This window comes from Pseudomonas sp. FW305-20 (assembly GCF_058788075.1).
In genome coordinates this window covers 1-19,488 of the sequence record NZ_JBYTAJ010000044.1, presented here as the reverse complement: position 1 = coordinate 19,488, position 19,488 = coordinate 1, and the positions used below count along the sequence as shown (strand labels likewise).

The 19,488-nt window shown below is 59.8% G+C and carries 15 protein-coding genes; 5 read left to right on the top strand and 10 right to left on the bottom strand.

Going from position 1 to position 19,488, the window contains the following annotated elements; translation table 11 throughout:
* Window positions 1-62: 62 nt before the first annotated feature.
* Window positions 63-1,790, bottom strand: coding sequence for a ShlB/FhaC/HecB family hemolysin secretion/activation protein (locus tag AC3WP4_RS25995; protein WP_074878610.1), 1,728 nt, complete (start codon window positions 1,788-1,790; stop codon window positions 63-65).
* 236 nt (window positions 1,791-2,026) lie between these two features.
* Here AC3WP4_RS25995 and AC3WP4_RS25990 point away from each other — a divergent pair, with 236 nt between their 5' ends.
* Both AC3WP4_RS25990 and AC3WP4_RS25985 read left to right on the top strand, forming a co-directional pair.
* Window positions 2,027-3,148, top strand: a complete 1,122-nt coding sequence (locus AC3WP4_RS25990) for an HlyD family secretion protein (protein ID WP_102616603.1) — start codon at window positions 2,027-2,029, stop codon at window positions 3,146-3,148.
* Entirely contained in the window at window positions 3,145-4,737 is a 1,593-nt protein-coding gene (locus tag AC3WP4_RS25985) for a DHA2 family efflux MFS transporter permease subunit (RefSeq protein WP_074878614.1), read from the top strand. The genes AC3WP4_RS25990 and AC3WP4_RS25985 overlap by 4 nt, the downstream gene beginning before the upstream one ends.
* On the opposite strand, the gene AC3WP4_RS25980 is transcribed toward AC3WP4_RS25985, so the two are convergent.
* The 4 genes from AC3WP4_RS25980 to AC3WP4_RS25965 form a co-directional block, all read right to left on the bottom strand.
* Window positions 4,738-5,178: a carboxymuconolactone decarboxylase family protein gene (locus AC3WP4_RS25980; RefSeq protein ID WP_074878617.1), complete on the bottom strand. Its 441-nt coding sequence runs from the start codon at window positions 5,176-5,178 to the stop codon at window positions 4,738-4,740.
* A gap of 147 nt (window positions 5,179-5,325) precedes the next feature.
* Window positions 5,326-6,768 carry a mechanosensitive ion channel family protein gene (locus tag AC3WP4_RS25975; RefSeq protein WP_102616602.1) on the bottom strand — a complete coding sequence of 481 codons (1,443 nt, stop codon included), beginning with the start codon at window positions 6,766-6,768 and terminating at the stop codon, window positions 5,326-5,328.
* A 189-nt stretch (window positions 6,769-6,957) separates the two neighbouring features.
* A complete protein-coding gene (ycaC, locus tag AC3WP4_RS25970) occupies window positions 6,958-7,584 on the bottom strand; it encodes an isochorismate family cysteine hydrolase YcaC (protein ID WP_074878621.1) in 627 nt (208 codons plus the stop codon).
* A gap of 128 nt (window positions 7,585-7,712) precedes the next feature.
* A complete protein-coding gene (locus AC3WP4_RS25965; RefSeq protein ID WP_102616601.1) occupies window positions 7,713-8,579 on the bottom strand; it encodes a pirin family protein in 867 nt (288 codons plus the stop codon).
* Window positions 8,580-8,683: 104 nt separating this feature from the next.
* Between AC3WP4_RS25965 and AC3WP4_RS25960 the strand changes: the two genes are divergently transcribed.
* Window positions 8,684-9,592 (top strand): LysR substrate-binding domain-containing protein, encoded by a 909-nt coding sequence (locus AC3WP4_RS25960; protein ID WP_102616600.1) that lies wholly within the window; start codon window positions 8,684-8,686, stop codon window positions 9,590-9,592.
* A 265-nt stretch (window positions 9,593-9,857) separates the two neighbouring features.
* Window positions 9,858-10,661, top strand: coding sequence for a 2,5-didehydrogluconate reductase DkgB (gene dkgB, locus AC3WP4_RS25955; RefSeq protein ID WP_074878631.1), 804 nt, complete (start codon window positions 9,858-9,860; stop codon window positions 10,659-10,661).
* Window positions 10,662-10,664: 3 nt separating this feature from the next.
* Here dkgB and AC3WP4_RS25950 read toward each other — a convergent pair whose 3' ends face one another.
* From AC3WP4_RS25950 to AC3WP4_RS25935, 4 genes are all read right to left on the bottom strand, one after another.
* On the bottom strand, window positions 10,665-13,883 hold the full coding sequence (locus tag AC3WP4_RS25950) for a transporter substrate-binding domain-containing protein (RefSeq protein ID WP_102616599.1): 3,219 nt from the start codon (window positions 13,881-13,883) through the stop codon (window positions 10,665-10,667).
* Between the two features lie 12 nt (window positions 13,884-13,895).
* A complete protein-coding gene (locus tag AC3WP4_RS25945; RefSeq protein ID WP_074878636.1) occupies window positions 13,896-14,522 on the bottom strand; it encodes a response regulator transcription factor in 627 nt (208 codons plus the stop codon).
* 109 nt (window positions 14,523-14,631) lie between these two features.
* Window positions 14,632-15,045: a chemotaxis protein CheY gene (locus AC3WP4_RS25940; RefSeq protein ID WP_102616598.1), complete on the bottom strand. Its 414-nt coding sequence runs from the start codon at window positions 15,043-15,045 to the stop codon at window positions 14,632-14,634.
* Between the two features lie 149 nt (window positions 15,046-15,194).
* Window positions 15,195-15,677, bottom strand: coding sequence for a sigma-70 family RNA polymerase sigma factor (locus AC3WP4_RS25935; RefSeq protein WP_074878641.1), 483 nt, complete (start codon window positions 15,675-15,677; stop codon window positions 15,195-15,197).
* 357 nt (window positions 15,678-16,034) lie between these two features.
* Here AC3WP4_RS25935 and AC3WP4_RS25930 point away from each other — a divergent pair, with 357 nt between their 5' ends.
* A complete protein-coding gene (locus tag AC3WP4_RS25930) occupies window positions 16,035-18,509 on the top strand; it encodes a TonB-dependent siderophore receptor (protein WP_102616597.1) in 2,475 nt (824 codons plus the stop codon).
* A 107-nt stretch (window positions 18,510-18,616) separates the two neighbouring features.
* Here the strand turns inward: AC3WP4_RS25930 and AC3WP4_RS25925 are convergent, their stop codons facing one another.
* On the bottom strand, window positions 18,617-19,351 hold the full coding sequence (locus AC3WP4_RS25925) for a thioesterase II family protein (protein WP_074878646.1): 735 nt from the start codon (window positions 19,349-19,351) through the stop codon (window positions 18,617-18,619).
* Window positions 19,352-19,488: the final 137 nt, after the last annotated feature.

The following is a 19,488-nucleotide window of genomic DNA, read 5'->3' as shown; positions in this document are numbered from 1 at the left end:
GTTGCGCGCTGAGTTGTTGGCCGTGGCTGTGGCGCTCAGGTCCGACGGCTGTTTGTTGGTGTTCATATCTGCAACCCCACGCGCATCAGCCAGGTCTCTGGCTCATGTTGCAAACCGTTGGGGGTATTGAGGCTGCGTTGGTAATCAACGTCGACTTGCAGGTTTTTCCAGCTCAAGTTGACCCCGGCGCTGGCGCCGCTCAGGCGTTGCCCTTGAGCGCCGTGGTCGGCCTTGATCCAGCCGTTATCCAGGCCCAAACGTGGGGTGATCTGCACTGGCAAAGCGCTACGCAATGGCAGGCGCAAGGTATTGCGCCAGATCGCGCCACTGGCACCGGACGCACTGCTGACCCGATAGCCGCGCACCGCGGAATCGTCGGTGCCCAGCAATTGCTCGATGGCCGGCAGCGGATCGGAGCTGTATTGCACGTTGAACTGGCTCTGCCATTGCCAGGCCTGCTGACCGAGTTGGCCATTGCGCCACTGGCTGAGGCCGGCGCGGTATTTGCGAAACTGCGCCTTGGGCACGTCGTTGACCTGGCGTTGGGCATCGTCGTCGGCACCGAGCCAGCGCAGCCCTTGGGCGTAATGGATGTCCAGGTTCCACACCGCGCTGTTGAGCCAGAACAGATTGAGTCCGGCTTCGGCCACGGTCAGGGTCGGGCTCTGGATGCCCAGGCGAATGTTTTCCAAGTAACTGTCGACGTCCTTGTGGGCCAGTTGCAGGTTGGCGCTCAGTTGACGGCTTTGATCTCGCCACAGCACTCGGTCGGCGCGCAGGCTCAGTTGATCGGTGATGCCGGTGCTGTGGAATGTCAGCGTGCTGAGTTTGAACGGCGCACGGTATTCGGCGTGGCTGGCGAACAGGCTGTAAGTCCAGTAACCGTAGGGAATGGCGTAGTACAAACTGGCATTGCGGCTGTAGCGGTCGCCCTGATTGAGGGTGTCGCTGACGTTCAGATTGAGCGCGTCGTTGAACTCCAGCGGGCTGTCCAGGCTCAGGTTCAAGGTGTCGCGATCGCGCCCGGTGCTGGCGCTGCCGAGGTTGTCCACGCCCAGGCCCAACGCCCAACGCGACTGCCCATGGGTGCGCGAACGCAGGATCAGTCGTGAAGCACCGGGCTGGCTGCCGGGGGCGATGTCGGCGGTGAAATCCACGGAGCGCAAGCGGTTCAACTGATCCAGGCCTTGCTCCAGGTCCCGCAGGTTCAGCGGCTTGCCGAGCATGCCGGGAAATGCACCGCCAAGGGACACCGGCAGACTCTGGTCGGCCAGCTCGATGGACTCGACGTAGCCTTCATCGACCACGATATCCAGCGACTGCCCCGCCGCTGGCGCGCTGCGCAGGTACGGCCGACTGGCGATGTAACCCGCCTCGACATACAGGCCAGTGATGGTCGCCAGCAAATGGTTGATCTGACCGACGCCCATGCACGACGACAGCTGCGGTTTGATTCGCTCATTGAGTGTCTGGCTGCTGATCAGCGTCACGCCGCCAATGCGCGTTCCGCTCAGGGGCCAGCAGCGCTCATCGGCAGGCACCGTGGCAGGAACGACAGGCGTGACCGGCGCCGCACCAAAACTGCCGCGCTCCAGTTGCCGGCGGCGCTGTTCCAGTTGCAGTTGTTGCAGGTCGCGCTGTTGTTGTTGCTGCTGGCGTAGCACTTCCTGGCCTGGAGCGGAGGGTTCGGCCGCCTTGAGCGAGGAAACACTCAGGCTCAGCAGCAAGGCCGACAACAGCGTGCAAGGCGTGGGACTACGACGAGGAACAGCGCAAAACGAATACGGCACTCAACATCCTTGCGGTCATTAAATGGCTTAATGCCACTCCATTAATGCGAGTGATAGTCAGATCGTTCCTACGCAAATGCAAGACGCGTCCTACAACGCTTACATTTCTTAAACAAATGGTTAGCTTTCTTTCCACGAGGCCACCTGACGATCGGCAACAAAAATCAATTGCCACAAAATATTACCTACGTCATATTACATTCGTAATAAATACCCGCATCCCACAGGTAATCCCTATGACCAGCATGCCCACCCTTGAACCCGACCTCGCAGTCCCGGTGAGCACACCCAAGCCTCCCCTGCTCAAACGGTTGATCTTGCTGGCTGTGGTTATCGCTGCCCTGGTGTTCGCCGGGCTGTATGCGACTCATTGGTGGACCGTTGGCCGTTTCATCGAAGAAACCGACGATGCTTACATCGGCGGCGACGTGACGGTGATCGGGCCGAAGGTGGCGGGTTATATCGAAGAGGTGCTGGTCACCGACAACCAGAAGGTCAAGGCCGGCGATGTGCTGATTCGTCTCGACTCCCGCGATTACCGCGCCAACCTGGCCAAGGCCGAAGGTGCGGTGGCCGCCGAAGAAGCGCTGCTCGCCAATCTCGATGCCACTGAACAATTGCAACACGCGGTGATCGGCCAGGCCCGCGCCGGAATTGATGCCGCCGGCGCCGAAACCACCCGCTCCCGGGATGACGATGCTCGCTATAGAAAACTGATCGGCAGCAACGCTGTCTCGGTGGAAAGCGCCCAACGCGCCAACGCCACTTTCAAGACCGCCCAAGCCCTCAGCGCCCGGGCCCAGGCTGAATTGCTCGCCGCACAACGTCAGTTGAATGTGATTGCAACCCAGAAACAACAAGCTCACGCGGCGCTGATGCAGGCCCGTGCCGAACGCGATCTGGCGCAGTTGAATGTGGGCTACACCGAACTGAAGGCCCCGGTGGACGGCGTGATCGGCAATCGCCGAGCGCGGGTCGGCGCGTATGCCCAGGCGGGTTCGCAACTGCTGTCGGTGGTACCGGCCAGCGGGCTGTGGGTCGATGCCAATTTCAAGGAAGATCAGCTATCGCGAATGACACCGGGGCAACGGGTGATCATTCATGCCGACGTGCTCTCGGGGCAGGAATTCCACGGTCATCTGGACAGCCTTGCGCCGGCCAGTGGTTCGCAGTTCAGCGTGCTGCCACCAGAAAACGCCACCGGCAACTTCACCAAAATCGTCCAGCGGGTGCCGGTGCGCATCGCGCTTGATCCGGCCGATGGCGTGCTCGGCCATCTGCGTCCGGGCCTGTCGGTCACCGCTGAAGTGGACACTCGCAAGGAAGCCGAAACGCCAGCCGTGGCCAGTGCGCCATGAGCCGCACTCTCGCCGCCCCCGCACAACCGTTCAATGCCGCCGACATGGCAACGGCGACCAAGGTTTTCGCCTTCGCCACGATGTGCATCGGCATGTTCATTGCGCTGCTGGACATCCAGATCGTCTCGGCCTCGCTGCGCGACATCGGCGGCGGGCTCTCGGCGGGAACCGACGAAACGGCGTGGGTGCAAACCAGTTACCTGATTGCTGAAATCATCGTGATCCCGCTGTCCGGCTGGCTGTCCCGAGTGTTCTCGACACGCTGGCTGTTCTGCGCTTCTGCGGTGGGTTTCACCGTGGCCAGCCTGCTCTGCGGCGCGGCCTGGAACATTCAGAGCATGATCGCCTTCCGCGCCCTGCAAGGGTTTCTCGGCGGTTCGATGATCCCGCTGGTGTTCACCACCGCGTTCTTTTTCTTCACCGGCAAGCAACGGGTGATCGCGGCTGCGACCATTGGCGCGGTGGCGTCGTTGGCACCGACCCTGGGGCCGGTCATCGGTGGCTGGATTACCGATGTTTCTTCCTGGCACTGGCTGTTCTACATCAACCTGGTGCCGGGAATTTTCGTCGCGGTGGCGGTGCCGATGCTGGTGAAGATCGATCAGCCGGAATTGTCGCTGCTTAAAGGGGCTGACTACTTGAGCATGGTGTTCATGGCGCTGTTTCTCGGCTGCCTGGAATACACCCTCGAAGAAGGCCCGCGCTGGAACTGGTTCAGCGATAGCACGATTCTGACCACGGCATGGGTCAGCGCATTGGCCGGCCTGGCGTTCATTGGTCGAACCTTGCACGTCGCCAACCCGATCGTCGATTTGCGCGCCCTGAAAGACCGCAACTTCGCCCTTGGCTGCTTCTTTTCGTTCGTGACCGGCATCGGCCTGTTCGCCACCATTTACCTGACGCCGCTGTTTCTCGGCCGGGTACGTGGCTATGGCGCACTGGACATTGGTCTGGCGGTTTTCTCCACCGGGGTGTTCCAGATCATGGCGATTCCGCTGTACGCCTTTCTGGCCAATCGCATCGATCTGCGCTGGGTCATGATGATCGGCCTGGGGTTGTTCGCGTTGTCGATGTGGGATTTCAGCCCGATCACCCATGACTGGGGGGCCAAGGAATTGATGCTGCCGCAAGCGCTGCGCGGGATTGCCCAACAATTGGCGGTGCCGCCAGCGGTGACGTTGACCTTGGGTGGTCTGGCACCGGCGCGGCTCAAACATGCTTCGGGGTTATTCAACCTGATGCGAAACCTGGGAGGTGCCATCGGCATCGCCGCGTGCGCGACCATTCTCAATGACCGCACCAACCTGCACTTCACCCGGTTGGCGGAAAATCTCAACAGCACCAACGAAGCACTGAACCAGTGGCTGTCCCAGGTCGGCAACAACTTCGCCACCCTCGGCCAAAGCGGTGACGCGGGCGTCACCGCCAGCCTGCATCAGCTGTGGCTGCTGACTTATCGCGAAGCGCAGACACAAACCTACGGCGATGCGTTCCTGATGATCATGGTCTGCTTCATCATCGCCACGGCGATGGTGCCCTTGATGCGCAAGGTGCAACCACCGGCCGCACCGTCAGCAGACGCTCATTGATCAGGCTTGAGGCATTTTGCGGAAACCAACCGCCAGACGGTTCCAGGCGTTGATCGTGGTAATGGCCACAGTCAAGTCGACCAGTTCCTTCGGGCTGAACTCGGACGCCGCCAGCTCGTAGTCCTCATCCGGGGCGTGGGTCTGGCTCAGCAGCGTCAAGGACTCGGTCCAGGCCAGCGCAGCACGTTCACGTGGGGAAAAAAACGGCGTTTCACGCCAGGCCGACAGTGTGTACAGGCGGCGCTCGTCTTCACCGCCCTTGCGGGCATCGGCGCTGTGCATATCAAGGCAGAAGGCGCAGCCGTTGATTTGCGAGGTACGCAGCTTGACCAGTTCGATCAAGGTCTTTTCAAGCGGCAACTTCGAAACAGCGGTTTCCAGCGCGATCATGGCTTTGAGTGCATCGGGGGACGCGGTGTAGAAATCGATACGCGGTTGCATGGTGAGCTCCAGTCACAAGGGATGTGGAGCTACGTTAATCGCGCACTGAATGGCAGAAAATAGCCAATTATTGGGAAGTTGAGGATGCCAATGGGACGCCGGCTGACGGTGCACTCGATTGCACCCGCTCCCGTGATCTCCGAGCCCTTACGCTCGATTGCGCAGCCACTGCAAAAACCCCTTCTTCTGCACAACCCTAGGTGCTTCCTGGGTCAACGTCTGCGCCTTGTTCAAGCGGAAATCCAGTAACGCCTTCATCGCTTCGCTGATGTCGTGTCGTGCATCCAGACACGGTGTGAGGTATTCCTTTTCGATCCGGTACAAGCTGCAGAACGTCTTGGCGCTGAAGTCCGCCGGTAGCGCCGTATCGGACAAGATCCCGCCTTCGCCGATCACCTCACCCGGGCCCATGCGCCCGGACTCGAACTTGACCCCGCCACGGCTCAGCTCCACCGACACCACACCGGATTCGATGATGAACAAATGATCGCTGACCTCCCCCGCCGGCAGGATCATTTCGCCGGCGCGGAAGGTTTGCAGTGTCATGTTCTGGCTGAAGGTTTCTTTCTCTTCCTGACGCAGGGTCGAGAAAATGTTCGACGCGTCCAGCAATGCCCGTGGCCGCGACAGGTTGGCAGGTGCGTTGGGTTCGACGCTCGACAACAGGCTGACCCCGCTGGCCTGCAAGTGCCGGAATGCCAAATCGAACAGCAGGTTTCGGACCATGCGCTTCTGGTCCATGGAGACCACGAAACCACTGATTTCGTATTCCACGCCGGTGGCGCTGGAGCCTTTCAACGCGACACACGGCGCCGGTTTGTTCAACAGATAACGACAACCCTCCATCGCCCGCTCCAGTGCTTCGATGACGGTTTGCGGACGTGCGTGCGGGCTCAGTTGCAGGCTGATAGAGACACCAAAAATGTCACTGGGCCGGCTGAAATTGATGATCTTGGCCTTGGCCGCCAGGGAGTTGGGGATCACCGCCATGCTGCCTTGGGAGGTTTGCAGGCGCGTCGCGCGCCAGTCGATATCGGTGACCCGACCTTCGGTGCCGTCGATCGAGATCCAGTCATCCAGTTGATAGGGTTTGGTGGTGTTCAGGACGATCCCGGAGAACACGTCGCTGAGGGTACTTTGCAAGGCCAGGCCGACGATGATCGCCAACGCGCCGGAGGTTGCCAGCACGCCCTTGACCGGCAGGTCGAGGACATACGCCAGAGCCGCGATGATCGCGATCAGGAAAATCACCGCGCCGAGCAAATCCTGGAGCAAGCGCCCCGTATGCCCGACCCGTTGCATCATCCCCGCGCCGATCAGCACCGTCAGGGTGCGCGCACCGAACAACCACCAGCCGATCTGCAATCCGGTCGCCGCCAGGTGCAGCGGGACATTGTCGGCCCAGGGCGCCGGCTCCATGGGGTTCAGGCCTTCGTTGAACAGCAGGACACTGAACAACGAAAAAATCACCAGCCGCACCAACAGTTTCCAGTTGCTGCCATTGGCACTGAGCAGGCGCCACAGCCCCAGATCGATAAGGACCAAAGTCATCGCGCAGATCAATGGGTGATCGGTAAGCAGTGACAGCATCAAGCAACTCCAGCAAGGACCAGTGGCGCGAAGATCTCACAGATTGGGCACATTGTAGGAGTGTTTGATGCAAAACCAATGTGGGAGCGAGCCTGCTCGCGATAGCGGTCTGCCAGTCACCCTCAATGGTGACTGGCATGGCCTCATCGCGAGCAGGCTCGCTCCCACAGGGGCTCTATGTTGTCAGGGTTATTTGCTGTTGGTCAGGGTGTTGTAGCTGGTCATCAGGTTGCGATAGTCCGGGATGTGGTTGGAGAACAAGGTGGCCAGGCCTTCCACGTCGTTGCGCCAGTCGCGATGCAGCTCACAGGCCAGGCCGAACCAGGTCATCAACTGAGCGCCGGAGGCCGACATGCGGTCCCAGGCCGATTGACGGGTCAGTTCGTTGAACGTGCCGGAAGCATCAGTCACCACGAACACCTCGAAGCCTTCAGCCAGTGCCGAGAGCGCCGGGAATGCCACGCACACTTCGGTCACTACGCCAGCGATGATCAGTTGTTTCTTGCCGGTGGCCTTGATCGCCTTGACGAAGTCTTCGTTGTCCCAGGCATTGATCTGGCCAGGACGGGCAATGTACGGCGCGTCCGGGAACAGCGCTTTGAGCTCAGGCACCAGCGGACCGTTGGGACCGGTTTCGAAACTGGTGGTGAGAATGGTCGGCAACTTGAAGTACTTGGCCAGGTCTGCCAGGGCCAACACGTTGTTCTTGAAACGGTCCGGCTCGATGTCGCGCACCAGAGAAAGCAGACCCGCCTGGTGATCAACCAACAGAACGGCGGCGTTATCCTTGTCGAGACGTTTGTAAGAAGTAGTCATGGGAGTAATCCTCGCTTTTTATCGATGCCGAACGGGCCGGCGTGAGAGAAACCTGATAGTTCGTTAAAACGCGGCCAAGCAAGGGTAGTCGCCCTTGTCCGGCACGCCACAGCATTACAACGTTGAGTTCAACCGCTCATCCGACCGAACCGACCGGACTGGAAGTCGGCGAAGGCCTGGTGAATTTCTTGCTCGGTGTTCATCACGAACGGACCGTGACCGACGATGGGTTCGTCAATCGGCTCGCCACTGAGCAGCAACACGACGGCATCGTTATTGGCTTCGAGGCTGAGCTGCTGGCCATTGCGTTCGAACAACGCCAACTGCCCTTCGCGCACCAGTTCCACACCGTTGACCTGAACCGTGCCCCGCAACACCACAAGGGCTGTGTTACGACCTTCGTGCAGGTCCAGGGTCAGCAATTTGCCGCCGTTGAGGCGCAGGTCCCAGACGTCAATCGGGGTAAACGTGCGCGCCGGACCGGTGTGGCCGTCAAACTCACCGGCGATCAAGCGCAGGCTGCCGGCCTGATCCTTGAGCGCGATGCTCGGGATGTCGCCATCGAGAATCGTCTGGTAACCGGCGTCGGCCATTTTGTCCTTGGCCGGCAGGTTGACCCACAGCTGCACCATTTCCAGGGTGCCGCCGCTCTTGGCGAAACCTTCGGAATGGAATTCTTCGTGGAGAATCCCGGAGGCCGCGGTCATCCATTGCACGTCGCCTGGGCCGATCTTGCCGCCACTGCCGGTGGAGTCGCGGTGTTCCAGTTCGCCCTTGTAAACGATAGTCACGGTTTCGAAACCGCGGTGTGGATGCTGACCAACGCCACGACGCTCGGTGGTCGGGGTGAATTCAGCGGGACCGGCGTGGTCGAGCAGCAAAAACGGGCTGATGTGTTTGCCCAGGTAGTCGTAGGAAAACAGCGTACGAACCGGAAAACCGTCGCCGACCCAATGGGTCCGTGGGCTGGTGTAGATACCGATGATGTTTTTCATTCCGCCTCCGAATCTGGTGAGTGACGCGATGGACAAAGCTTAAAACCGACGCCTTTGATGCACTAGACTGCAAAAATCAGCCTTAGCGTTCTATATGGAGAACGATGGTGGAAGACCTCAACACCCTCTACTACTTCACCCAGGTGGTGGAGCACCACGGTTTCGCTCCCGCCGGCCGGGCGCTGGACATTCCCAAGTCGAAGCTGAGCCGGCGCATAGCCGAGCTCGAAGAGCGCCTCGGTGTGCGCCTGCTGCACCGCACCAGCCGGCATTGTTCACTGACGGAAATCGGCCAGGCCTATTACCAGCGTTGCCTGGCGATGCGCGTCGAAGCGGAAAGCGCTGCCGAACTGATCGAACGCAACCGCTCCGAACCCCAAGGCCTGGTGCGCCTCAGTTGTCCGACGGCGCTGCTCAATTCCTGGGTCGGGCCGATGCTGACCCGCTACATGCTCAAGTACCCGCTGGTGGAATTGTTCATCGAGAGCACCAACCGCCGGGTCGACCTGATCCACGAGGGTTTCGACATCGCCCTGCGGGTGCGCTTTCCGCCGCTGGAAAATACCGACATGGTGATGAAGGTACTGGGCAACAGCACCCAATGCCTGGTGGGCAGTCCGGCCTTCGTGCCGCGCCTGTCGTCACCGGCCTCCCCGGCTGACCTCAGCGGGTTGCCGAGCCTGCACTGGGGCGCGGCGCAGCGTGAATATCAGTGGGAATTGTTTGCAGCGGACGGCGCCAGCGCGGTGATCCGGCATGCGCCACGAATGGTCACCGATGACCTGTTGGCGCTGCGTCACGCGGTGGTGGCCGGGATCGGCATCGCTCACCTGCCCAGCGTGGTGGTGCGCGATGACATTGCCGCGGGCCGATTGGTGGAACTGGTGCCGGGCTGGGCCCCCAAGTGCGGGATCGTCCACGCGATTTTCCCGTCACGCCGCGGGCTGCTGCCGTCGGTGCGCGCATTGATCGACTTTCTGGGTGAGGAATTCAGCCACAGTGATATTGCCTAGGAGCCCGTAAACGGGGGTAAGGCCTTAAACCGAGTCGCGGCTATCGCGAGCAGGCTCACTCCCACATTGGGATTTGCGTACACCACAAATCCCCTGTGGGAGTGAGCCTGCTCGCGATAGCGCCCGACCAAACACTACCAATCCCCCAGTCTGCCCCCCGATTCATGACTTGCGGTAAAGATTGCTTTGCCAATCCAGCGGTTTTTCCCCTGGCTGCGGGCGCGGATACTCCTGCCCATTCCCACTGCAACCCCTGGAGTCATTGATGTCTATTCCCGCATTCGGCCTTGGTACGTTTCGCTTGCAAGGCCAGGTGGTCATCGATTCGGTGAGCACTGGCCTGGAGCTGGGCTATCGGGTCATCGATACCGCACAAATCTACGAGAACGAAGCCGAGGTCGGCGAAGCCATTGCCGCCAGCGGCATCGCCCGTGACGAGTTGTTCATCACCAGCAAGATCTGGGTGGCTAACTTCGCCGGGGATCGCCTGATCGACAGCCTCAAGGAAAGCCTGCAAAAGCTGCAAACCGACTACCTGGACCTGACCCTCATCCATTGGCCGTCCCCGGAAAACCAGGTGCCAGTCGATGAGTTCATGGGCGCCCTGCTCGAAGCCAAACAACTGGGCTTGACCCGGCAGATCGGCGTGTCCAACTTCACCGTGGACTTGATGAAACAGGCGATCGCCGCGGTCGGTGCCGAACACATCGCGACCAACCAGATCGAACTGCACCCCTACCTGCAAAACCGCAAAGTCGTCGAATTTGCGCAGAGCCAGGGCATCCCGATCACCTCGTACATGACCCTCGCTTACGGCGAAGTGCTGAAAGACCCGGTGATCCAGCAAATCGCCGATCGCCTGAAAGCGACGCCGGCACACGTCACGCTGGCCTGGGCCATGCAACTGGGTTACGCAGTGATTCCCTCGTCGACCAAACGCGCCAACCTGCAAAGTAACCTGCACGCCCGCACACTGACCTTGAGCGACGCCGACATGGCGCTGATCGCGGGCCTGGATCGTGGCCATCGGCTGACCAGCCCCAAAGGCCTCGCGCCCCAGTGGGATTAAGCGTCAGTCTTGCGTGAGGCTCTGATCCAGGCGTGCCATGGCGTGTTGCAATTGATCGACGGCCTCGTCGATCAACGCCGCGCGCCCTTCGGCGCAGGCACGTTCCAGCTGTTCGCAGCACTCGATCAGACGTTTTGCACGAACCATCCGCGCGCCCCCTTTGATGCGGTGCGCCAGGTCTTGCAGCCGGTGTCGATTGCCAATGACGTGCGCGGCAAGCAGATCATCGCGATCGTAGCGATTGGTCTCGGCCAGTTCGCGCAAAAGTTGATCGATCAGCGTGCGGTCTTCGCCGACGTAGAGCTCCAGGCCGCTCAAGTCGATTGGGAATGTTGCTTGCTCTTCAACCGGCGCCAGCGGTTCACTGACAAATCGGGACGCCAGCCAGGCACTCAAGTCTGCCAGCCGGATCGGTTTGAACAGACAATCGTCCATGCCCGCTTCAAGGCAACGGATCTTTTCCTCCGGCTGCGCATTGGCGCTAAACCCCAGTATCAGCGTGGGGGGCAAGCCATTAGCGCGCTCTTCATCGCGTATCGCACCGGCCAATTCATAGCCATTGACCACCGGCATGTTGCAATCGGTGATGACCAAATCGAGCTCATGCTCGCGCCACTTCACAAGACCCTGCTCGCCATCATCAGCCTCCAGCACCTGATGCCCCAGGTAGCTCAACTGCCGCGACAGCAGCAATCGATTGGCCGGGTAATCGTCGACCACCAGAATCGTCAGCAGCCGAGTGGCCACCTGCAATCCACTATCGGCACACGCGCCGCCGGCCAACGGTTGCAACGCAATCAGATCAACACTGATGTCGACCCGCGTCCCTACTCCGAGGACGCTGTCGAGCTGCAATCGGCCGCCCATCATTTCGCACAGCGTGCGGCTGATCACCAGTCCCAGACCGGAGCCGTTGTGGCCTGATTGCTGGCTGTTGCCGGCCTGCACGAACGGGCTGAACAGTCGTTGCTGATCGACTGCACTGACCCCGATGCCGCTGTCCTCGATACGCACACTGACGGCCAGATGCCCCGAGATCCCGGGCTCCACTCGCAGTGTCAGACTCACCCCACCTTCACGGGTGAACTTGATCGCGTTGCTCAGCAGATTGGACAGCACCTGCTTGAAGCGCGTGGGGTCGACCAACACGTCGCGATCGCTGTGCTCGGCCAATTCGACCCGCCACTGCAAGTTCTTCTGCCGTGCCAGGCCTTCGAACACCCGGCACACCGACGCCACCAGCGTGCGCAGATTGGCCCGCTCAGGGGTCAGCGACAAATGCCCGGACTCGATGCGGGCGATGTCCAGGATGTCGCCGATCAGCGCCAGCAATTGCTGCGCGGCAGTGGACGCCACTTCGATGGCGGAGCGATCGGTGAAGCCCTCTTCCGCTCGCTTGAGCGCCAGTTCGAGCATGCCGATCAGGGCATTCATCGGTGTGCGGATTTCATGACTCATGGTCGCCAGAAAAGTGGTTTTGGCGCGGTTGGCGTCGTCGGCGGCGTTCTTGGCCTCCTGCAATTGCCCGAGCAGTTGTTGGCGTTGAGTGATCTGCCGACGCTGCCAGGCAATCCAGGCCAAGGCGAGCAACAGCAAAGCGCCTGCCGCGGCAAACGCCTGGAGAATGCGTTGGCGATGGCGCAGCCAGTAGCTGTCATCGACCACCACGTCATTGCTCCAGCGGGCTAACAACTCATCCATCTCCCGGGGCGAAATGCTCAGCAGTGCCTTGTTCAGAATCGAGTGCAACTCCAGCGCACCACGGCTGGTGGCCAGAGCGATACGCGCCGGTTCATCACCCAAGGTGCTGCTGATCCGCAGACGCTCGCGGTATTGCCGGGTGACCAGATACCGAGCCACGATCAATGAGCTGACGACCCCGTCGGCCTGGCCCTTGATTACCCACTCCATCCCCTGCGCCGGACTCGCCACTTCGACCAGACGTGCAGTGGGCGCCCGAGCGCGGATGAACTCGAGCAACGGATGACCGCGATAAATCGCCAGGCGTTTACCGGCCATATCGTCCAGGGTCCTGGGGCTTCCCGGGTTGGTCGCACTGACCAGTACAAACGGATTGTTCAGGTAGGACCGAGTGAAACGCAGTTCGGCTTCGCGTTCGATACCGGGCGTGACCACCGGTAACACGTCGATCTTGCCATCCTTGAGTTGCTGGATCTGCTGATCGAGGGAGTTACCCCGCTGCACCTCGAAGGTCAAGCCGCTGCGCTGGCTGATCAGCGACAGCAATTGCGCAGTCAACCCGCTGAGTTGTCCCTGTGCATCGTAAAAAGTCAGCGGTGCGAAGTCCTCGATAACCCCCACTTGCACGGTCGGATGTCGATCCAGCCAACGTTGCTCGCTGGCGCTCAAACGGACTCGCTCTTGACCCGCCATGTTGGCTCTGCCGGCGCTCCAGCGCTGCTCGATGGCCATGCGCTGATCCATGGGAATCGCCGCCAGAGCTTTGTCGACAATACTCTTCAGACGTGGATTACCGCGGCTGAAGGCGAAGCCGAACGGATTGGCGTCCAGGCCGGAGGGCCCCACCAGGCGTACGTTGCTGAGGTAGTTGTTATTGATCAGGTAATTGGCACTGATGAAGTCGCCGAGGTACACATCGTCCTGCCCGAACGCCACCGCCCCGATCGCGTCGAGTGCCGAGGGGTAGCGTTGCAAGCTCGCTTCGGGATAAAAGGCTTCGACAGTCTGTGCTTGCAGATAGTCATCGACCATGGCAATGCGCTTGCCCGCAAGGTCGACGGGCATTCCGTCGTCCAGGCGGGTCACCAGCATCGGCTGATCTTCGGCATAGGCATCGGATCGGGTCAGCTCGGGGTCAGCCGCCTCAAAGTTGTTGGACGTGCCGAGCAGGTCCAGGTCATCGCGCTTGAGCGCCTCCATGGCTGCCTCGCGCGTGCGATAACGAAGCACGTCGATCTTGACGTGCAGCAACTGCCCCAACAGGGCGGCATAGTCTGCGGTGATGCCTTCCAGCTCATCAACGTTTCGCGTGATCTCGAACGGCGGGTAGTCCGGCCCCGATACTCCAAGGCGCAAGACTCGTTTGCCGCGCAACCACTGCCAGTCTTTTTCATCCAGCCGGACCTGATAATCCTCTACCGCGGAATGTCCCAGCACGTGCAAAAGCTTTGGCTCATCGGCTGCCGTCACCGATGCACCCAGTCCACAGAACAGCAACAGAGCCCACAAACAATCGCGCATGATCGGACTCGCTCAGATCAGATGATTACGCTTGGCAAAATCCCTCAGGTGCACCGCCGATTCCACATTGAGTTTTCCAACCAGACGGGTCTTGTAGGTGCTGACGGTCTTGTGGCTCAAGTGCGTACATTCAGCGATCGCCTTGTTGCTGAAGCCCCGGCACAGATACTGAAGAATCGTCAGTTCCCGGTCGGAAAGCGTATCGATCATCTGTTTTTCACTCAGTTGTATCGAGTTCAGCGCCACCGACGCCAAGGGCAACTGGGCGAAATAGGTGTAACCAGCCATCACGGCATGCACGGCCTTGTGCAAATGCTGCAAATCGTTGGTCTTGGCGACATAAGCCACGGCGCCGGCGTGCATGCAACGATCCTGAAAAAAAATGGGTTCCTGGGACGTGAAGACCAGTACTCGACTGGGCACCCCGCTGGCCTTGATCCGCGTCAGTACATCCAGCCCGTCGAGCGAGGGCATCACCAGATCCAGGATCACCAGATCGGGCTTGAGTTCGCGGATCTTCGGCAAGACTTCATTACCACACGCCGCTTCGTATATCCGCTTGAAACCCTCCTGCATCAGTACGATTTTGACTGCGGCGCGAACCACCGGATGATCGTCCACAATCAGCGCTGACTTCATGGCAACTCCTGAGCAACAAAAACGACAATTGAATAATCAATGCCCATACGCCCGACCCGGTTGAACGCACCGGCGACGCAAAGACTTTTGCATGGAAAACCAGGCGCAACTACCTGACAGAAATGACAGTACCGACGAACGGTAGCCGAGGATCGATGATTGCCATCAACCGCGAAATGGACGCTAGGTCAGGCAGTAGTGTGTGGCTCACCGCCACCTTCTGATGAGCGCAAGCGGGAATGGCCGGCAGTTGCGCCTGCTGACCGTCATAGATCAAGGCGTGATGAACCTGTTGGTTATCAAGAAAGAAATCGAACAGGTTCAATGCCCCGCTCGCCAGCGAGGCATTGATGACCACCAGATCAAATGGCTCGCCACTGTATTCGACCAGGGTCAACAGCTCTTCAAGACTGTGCACCGGTGCTATCCGGTAGTAGTCGAGTTGATTGAACAGTCGCTCGACCTTCATGCGATGAAAATGCAACTCGTCGGCGATCAGGATACGTAAGGCTTTGTTCGACAATGCGGGCCCCCAGGAGGGTATCGAATTCGTGAGGCCGCAAGGCTACGGAAGACTTGTCGATGTTTCTGTAGGACTTTTCCGAAAAGCCAAAACTTACGATTTTCTGTAGGAGCATTACTGTCAGCCAAACCGGCGAACATGGGGCCGGATCAATGGGCATCCCATTGCAGCATCCGCACCCGACAATGCTTCATCGCATTGACGATGTGTTTCTCCACCAGGGCCCGGGAAATGCCCAGGTGTTCGGCGATCTCCGGATGCGAAAGGCCTTCGATCTTGCGCAGCAGGAAACTCTCGCGGCACAACCGTGGCAATTCCGCCAATGCACGCTGGACCATCTCCAGGCGTTGGTCGTGATCGAGGCTGTGATGAGGGGATGGGGTGAAGTGGCGCTCTTCGTTGTCGAGCACTTCCAGGGGTTCGACCTGACGCAGGGCATTACGCCGATGGTCGTCGATCACCAGGTTGAGCGCGGTGCGGTACAGAAACGCCCGAGGCTGCTCAATCAACGTGGCGCTGGACCGCTCCAGAACTCGCAGATAAGCGTCATGCACCACATCTTCGGCGACCTGACGGTTGCCCAGCTTGGCGTTCAAAAAACACACCAGCTCGCGATAGTAGTTTTCCAACATGACTCCCGGCCGCAGGGGTGCGGTTTCTATCCTTGAGCCAGATCGGCGACCGCCGAGATAGGCAGTGGCACGATAGTGGCAGCTTGAGGTGCGTAATTTATAGTAATTCTCATATAGATTTAAAGTATTGCTTCGCATTGCCTGAAAAATAGTCAAGAACGAGCGGCTGCACGTTGCTTCACCTGTAGGAGCTGCCCCTGCACCGCTCCCTAGCCACAGGGTCGTATACACCCGGTCATTCCATCATTTCGACATTTATTTAACGGGTTTCTTTCCGGTTTTGTGGTCGTGCCGCGTCTAATAATCATTCTTATTAACAAAACTCTGCACAACACTTTTCAGGAGCTCAGGTAAGTAATGCGACCTCAAATACGCCGCACACCACTCGCGTTGGCCGTACAGCGCCCGACATTGCATCGCACCCTGCTCACAAGCGTAATGCTGGCCGCCACCTTGCTGGGGAGCTCGATGGCCAATGCTGCACCTGTAAAAGTGAACATTGCAGGTCAATCGCTTTCCAGCGCGCTGACCGAACTGGGCATGCAGACCCCTCTGCAAATCCTCTACAGCCCGGACCAGGTTGCAGGGATCAAGTCTCGCGCAGTGTCCGGTTCACTTGAACCCTCCGACGCCCTCGCCGCCCTGCTCAAAGGCACTGGCATTTCGTTCCAGATCAGCGGCAATACCGTCACGCTGGTAACCGGCGGCGCGAGCCTGCAACTGGGTGCGACCACCATTTCCGGCCAGGCCCTGGGCCTGACCACTGAAGACACCGGTTCCTACACCACCGGCGCCACCACCACCGCGACCAAGTTGCCGCTGACCATTCGCGAAACCCCGCAATCAGTCACCGTAATCACCCGTCAGCAGATGGATGATCGCGGCGTACAAAGCGTTGGCGATGCGTTGCGCAATACCCCCGGCGTCACGTCGCAGAAGTACGACAGTGACCGTACCGAGTTTTCCGCCCGTGGCTTTGCCATCACCAACTTCCAGTACGATGGCGTCAACATCCCCTACGACGGCGTGTACGGTGAAAACCCCAACAACAGCGACGACGCAGCCAGCCTCGACCACATCGAAGTCATCAAAGGCGCCACCGGCCTGATGACTGGCGCTGGCGACCCGTCCGCCACGGTCAACCTGATCCGCAAGAAGCCGACCAAGGAGTTCAAGGCTTCGGTCAGCGCCACCGCCGGTTACTGGGACAACTACCGCACCGAAGGCGACATCTCTGGTTCACTGAACGATTCCGGCAGCGTGCGCGGTCGCTTCGTCGGTGCCCTTCAGGACAAAGATTCGTACATCGACCACTACAGCCAGAAGAAAGACCTGTTTTATGGTGTGCTCGAAGCCGACCTGACCGACGATACCCTGCTGACCCTGGGCGTCGACAAGTCCAGTGCCACCCCGCGCGGCAGCTCCTGGACCGGTAACTCGCCGTACTTCACCGACGGCGGCCGTACCGACTTCTCTCGCAGTTTCAACCCGGGTGCCGATTGGAGCCGTCGTGATTTCGACAGCGTCACCTACTTCTCGTCGCTGGAGCAAGCGCTGGCCAATGACTGGAAATTCAAGGCCAGCTTCGACCAGAAAACCACCGATCACGATACCCAACTGGCCTCGGCCAGCGGTGGTTACGCGGACCGCGCCACGGGCGAAGGCAATTTCCTTTACTGGGGTCGCTGGGAAGGTCATCGCGTGCAGAACAGCGCAGACGTAAGCGTCTCCGGTCCGTTCTCCCTGGGCGGTCGCGAACATGAACTGGTAGCCGGCTTCATGGCATCGCACTCGCGCCAGACCGGCTCGACGTACGACACCAGCGCCTTCGAACTGGTGCCGGGCAGCATCTATGACTGGAACGGCAGCCTGCCGAAACAGGACTTCCCGAAAAACGGCAAGTACGAACGTACCCAGAGCCAGAACGGCCTTTACCTGGCCACACGCCTGCGTCCGACCGACGACCTGTCGTTCATCCTCGGCAGCCGTCTGAGCACCTTCAAGTACAACGAGGATTACTCCTACTTTCCGGGCGGCACCCTCACCGACACTCACGCCAGCTACAAGGAACACGGGGTTGTCACGCCTTACGCCGGTGTGGTCTATGACCTGAACGATACCTACTCGGTCTACGGCAGCTACACCAAGATCTACCAACCTCAGATCAACAAGGACATCAACGGTTCGACCCTGGCACCGGTCGAAGGCGACAGCTACGAAACCGGCCTGAAAGCGGCCTACTTCGAAGGCAAACTGAACGCCAGCCTGGCATTCTTCCGCATTGAGCAGGACAACGTCGCTCAATCGGTCGGCACTGATTTGAATACCGGCGATGGCATTTTCAAAGCCACCGACGGTGCCACCACCAATGGTGTAGAACTGGAACTGGCCGGCGAACTGGCGCAGGACTGGAACGTGTCTGCCGGCTACACCTACGCCCGCACCCGTGACAAGGACGAACAGCGCATCTTCGGTTTCCCGCTGGCCACCAGTAAACCGGAACACGTGATTCGTACATTCACCACTTACCGTCTGCCCGGCGCGCTGGACCAGTTCACCGTCGGTGGCGGGGTCAGCTGGCAGAGCGCGTTTTACGGCCAGAGCTACAGCCCGAACGTGGGCGGTGGCGAGGGCGGCAGCACCATGCTCAAGCAAGGTGGCTACACCCTCGTGGACCTGATGACCCGTTACCAGTACGACGATCACCTGAGCTTCACCGTCAATGCCTATAACATCTTCGACAAGAAGTACCTGACGGGCCTGGGCAACTTCGGCACCAAGTTCTACGGCGAGCCGCGTAACATGCAGATCACCGCGAAGTATGATTTCTGAGTCGCTGAGCTGAAATGAAAAATGCCCGTATCGCGAGATACGGGCATTTTTTTGGATACTCCAGTTATTTAAACGCGGTTCCTGTAGGAGCGAACAGACTCGCTCTGTCAGGCGCTGGCGGCCATGGCGTGCCGCCGATGGTGAACTTCCAGCTGATCCTTGATCAACCGCAACACCTTGGCCTGGTGCTCATGGATAAAGAAGTGTCCGCCCGCCAGCATGTCCACCGAGAAACTGCCGCGGGTTTCCTCGCTCCAGCCGATCAACTGTTCGGTGGTGGCGCGATCAGCCTTGCCGCCGAGTACATGGATCGGGCACTTGAGCGCCGGGCGCGGTTGCGGTTCGAAACGTCCGCACAAAAGAAAGTCCGCGCGCAGCACTGGCAGCGTCAGGCTCATCAGCTCTTCGTTGGCCAGTACCTCTTCGCTGGTGCCGTTGAGGGTGCGCAGTTGCTCGATCAATTCGGCATCGGTTTTGGGCTCGGCGAAACCCCGGTCGTAATCGGCCCGCATCGTCGGTGCAGCCGTACCGGACGCAAACAGCGCCACCGGTTCCGGGCAGCCCAGCGAGCGAAACGCATGGGCCATCTCACAGGCGAGCAACGCGCCAAGACTATGCCCGAACAGCGCGTAGGGCGTCTTGAGCGTGGCTTTTTGTTCCTGCGCGAGTTGCAGCGCCAGGCGTCGCATGTCGGTGTGCAAGGGTTCGCCAAACCGGGCGCCACGTCCTGGGAGTTCCACGGGTTGCAGCGTGAGCCACTCCGGCAGTTTGCGCCGCCAGCGGCTGTAGACCATGGCACTCGCGCCCGAATAGGGCAGGCAGAGCAATGTCAGCTGGGTCACCGGGCGCACCTCGAAAAGTTGTCTGTATAGATGAACGGATGAACACAGAAGGGAATTAGTCGTACACATCCCCCTGTAGGAGTGAGCCTGCTCGCGATAGCGGTGTGTCAGTCACCATCAAGTTGACTGACAAACCG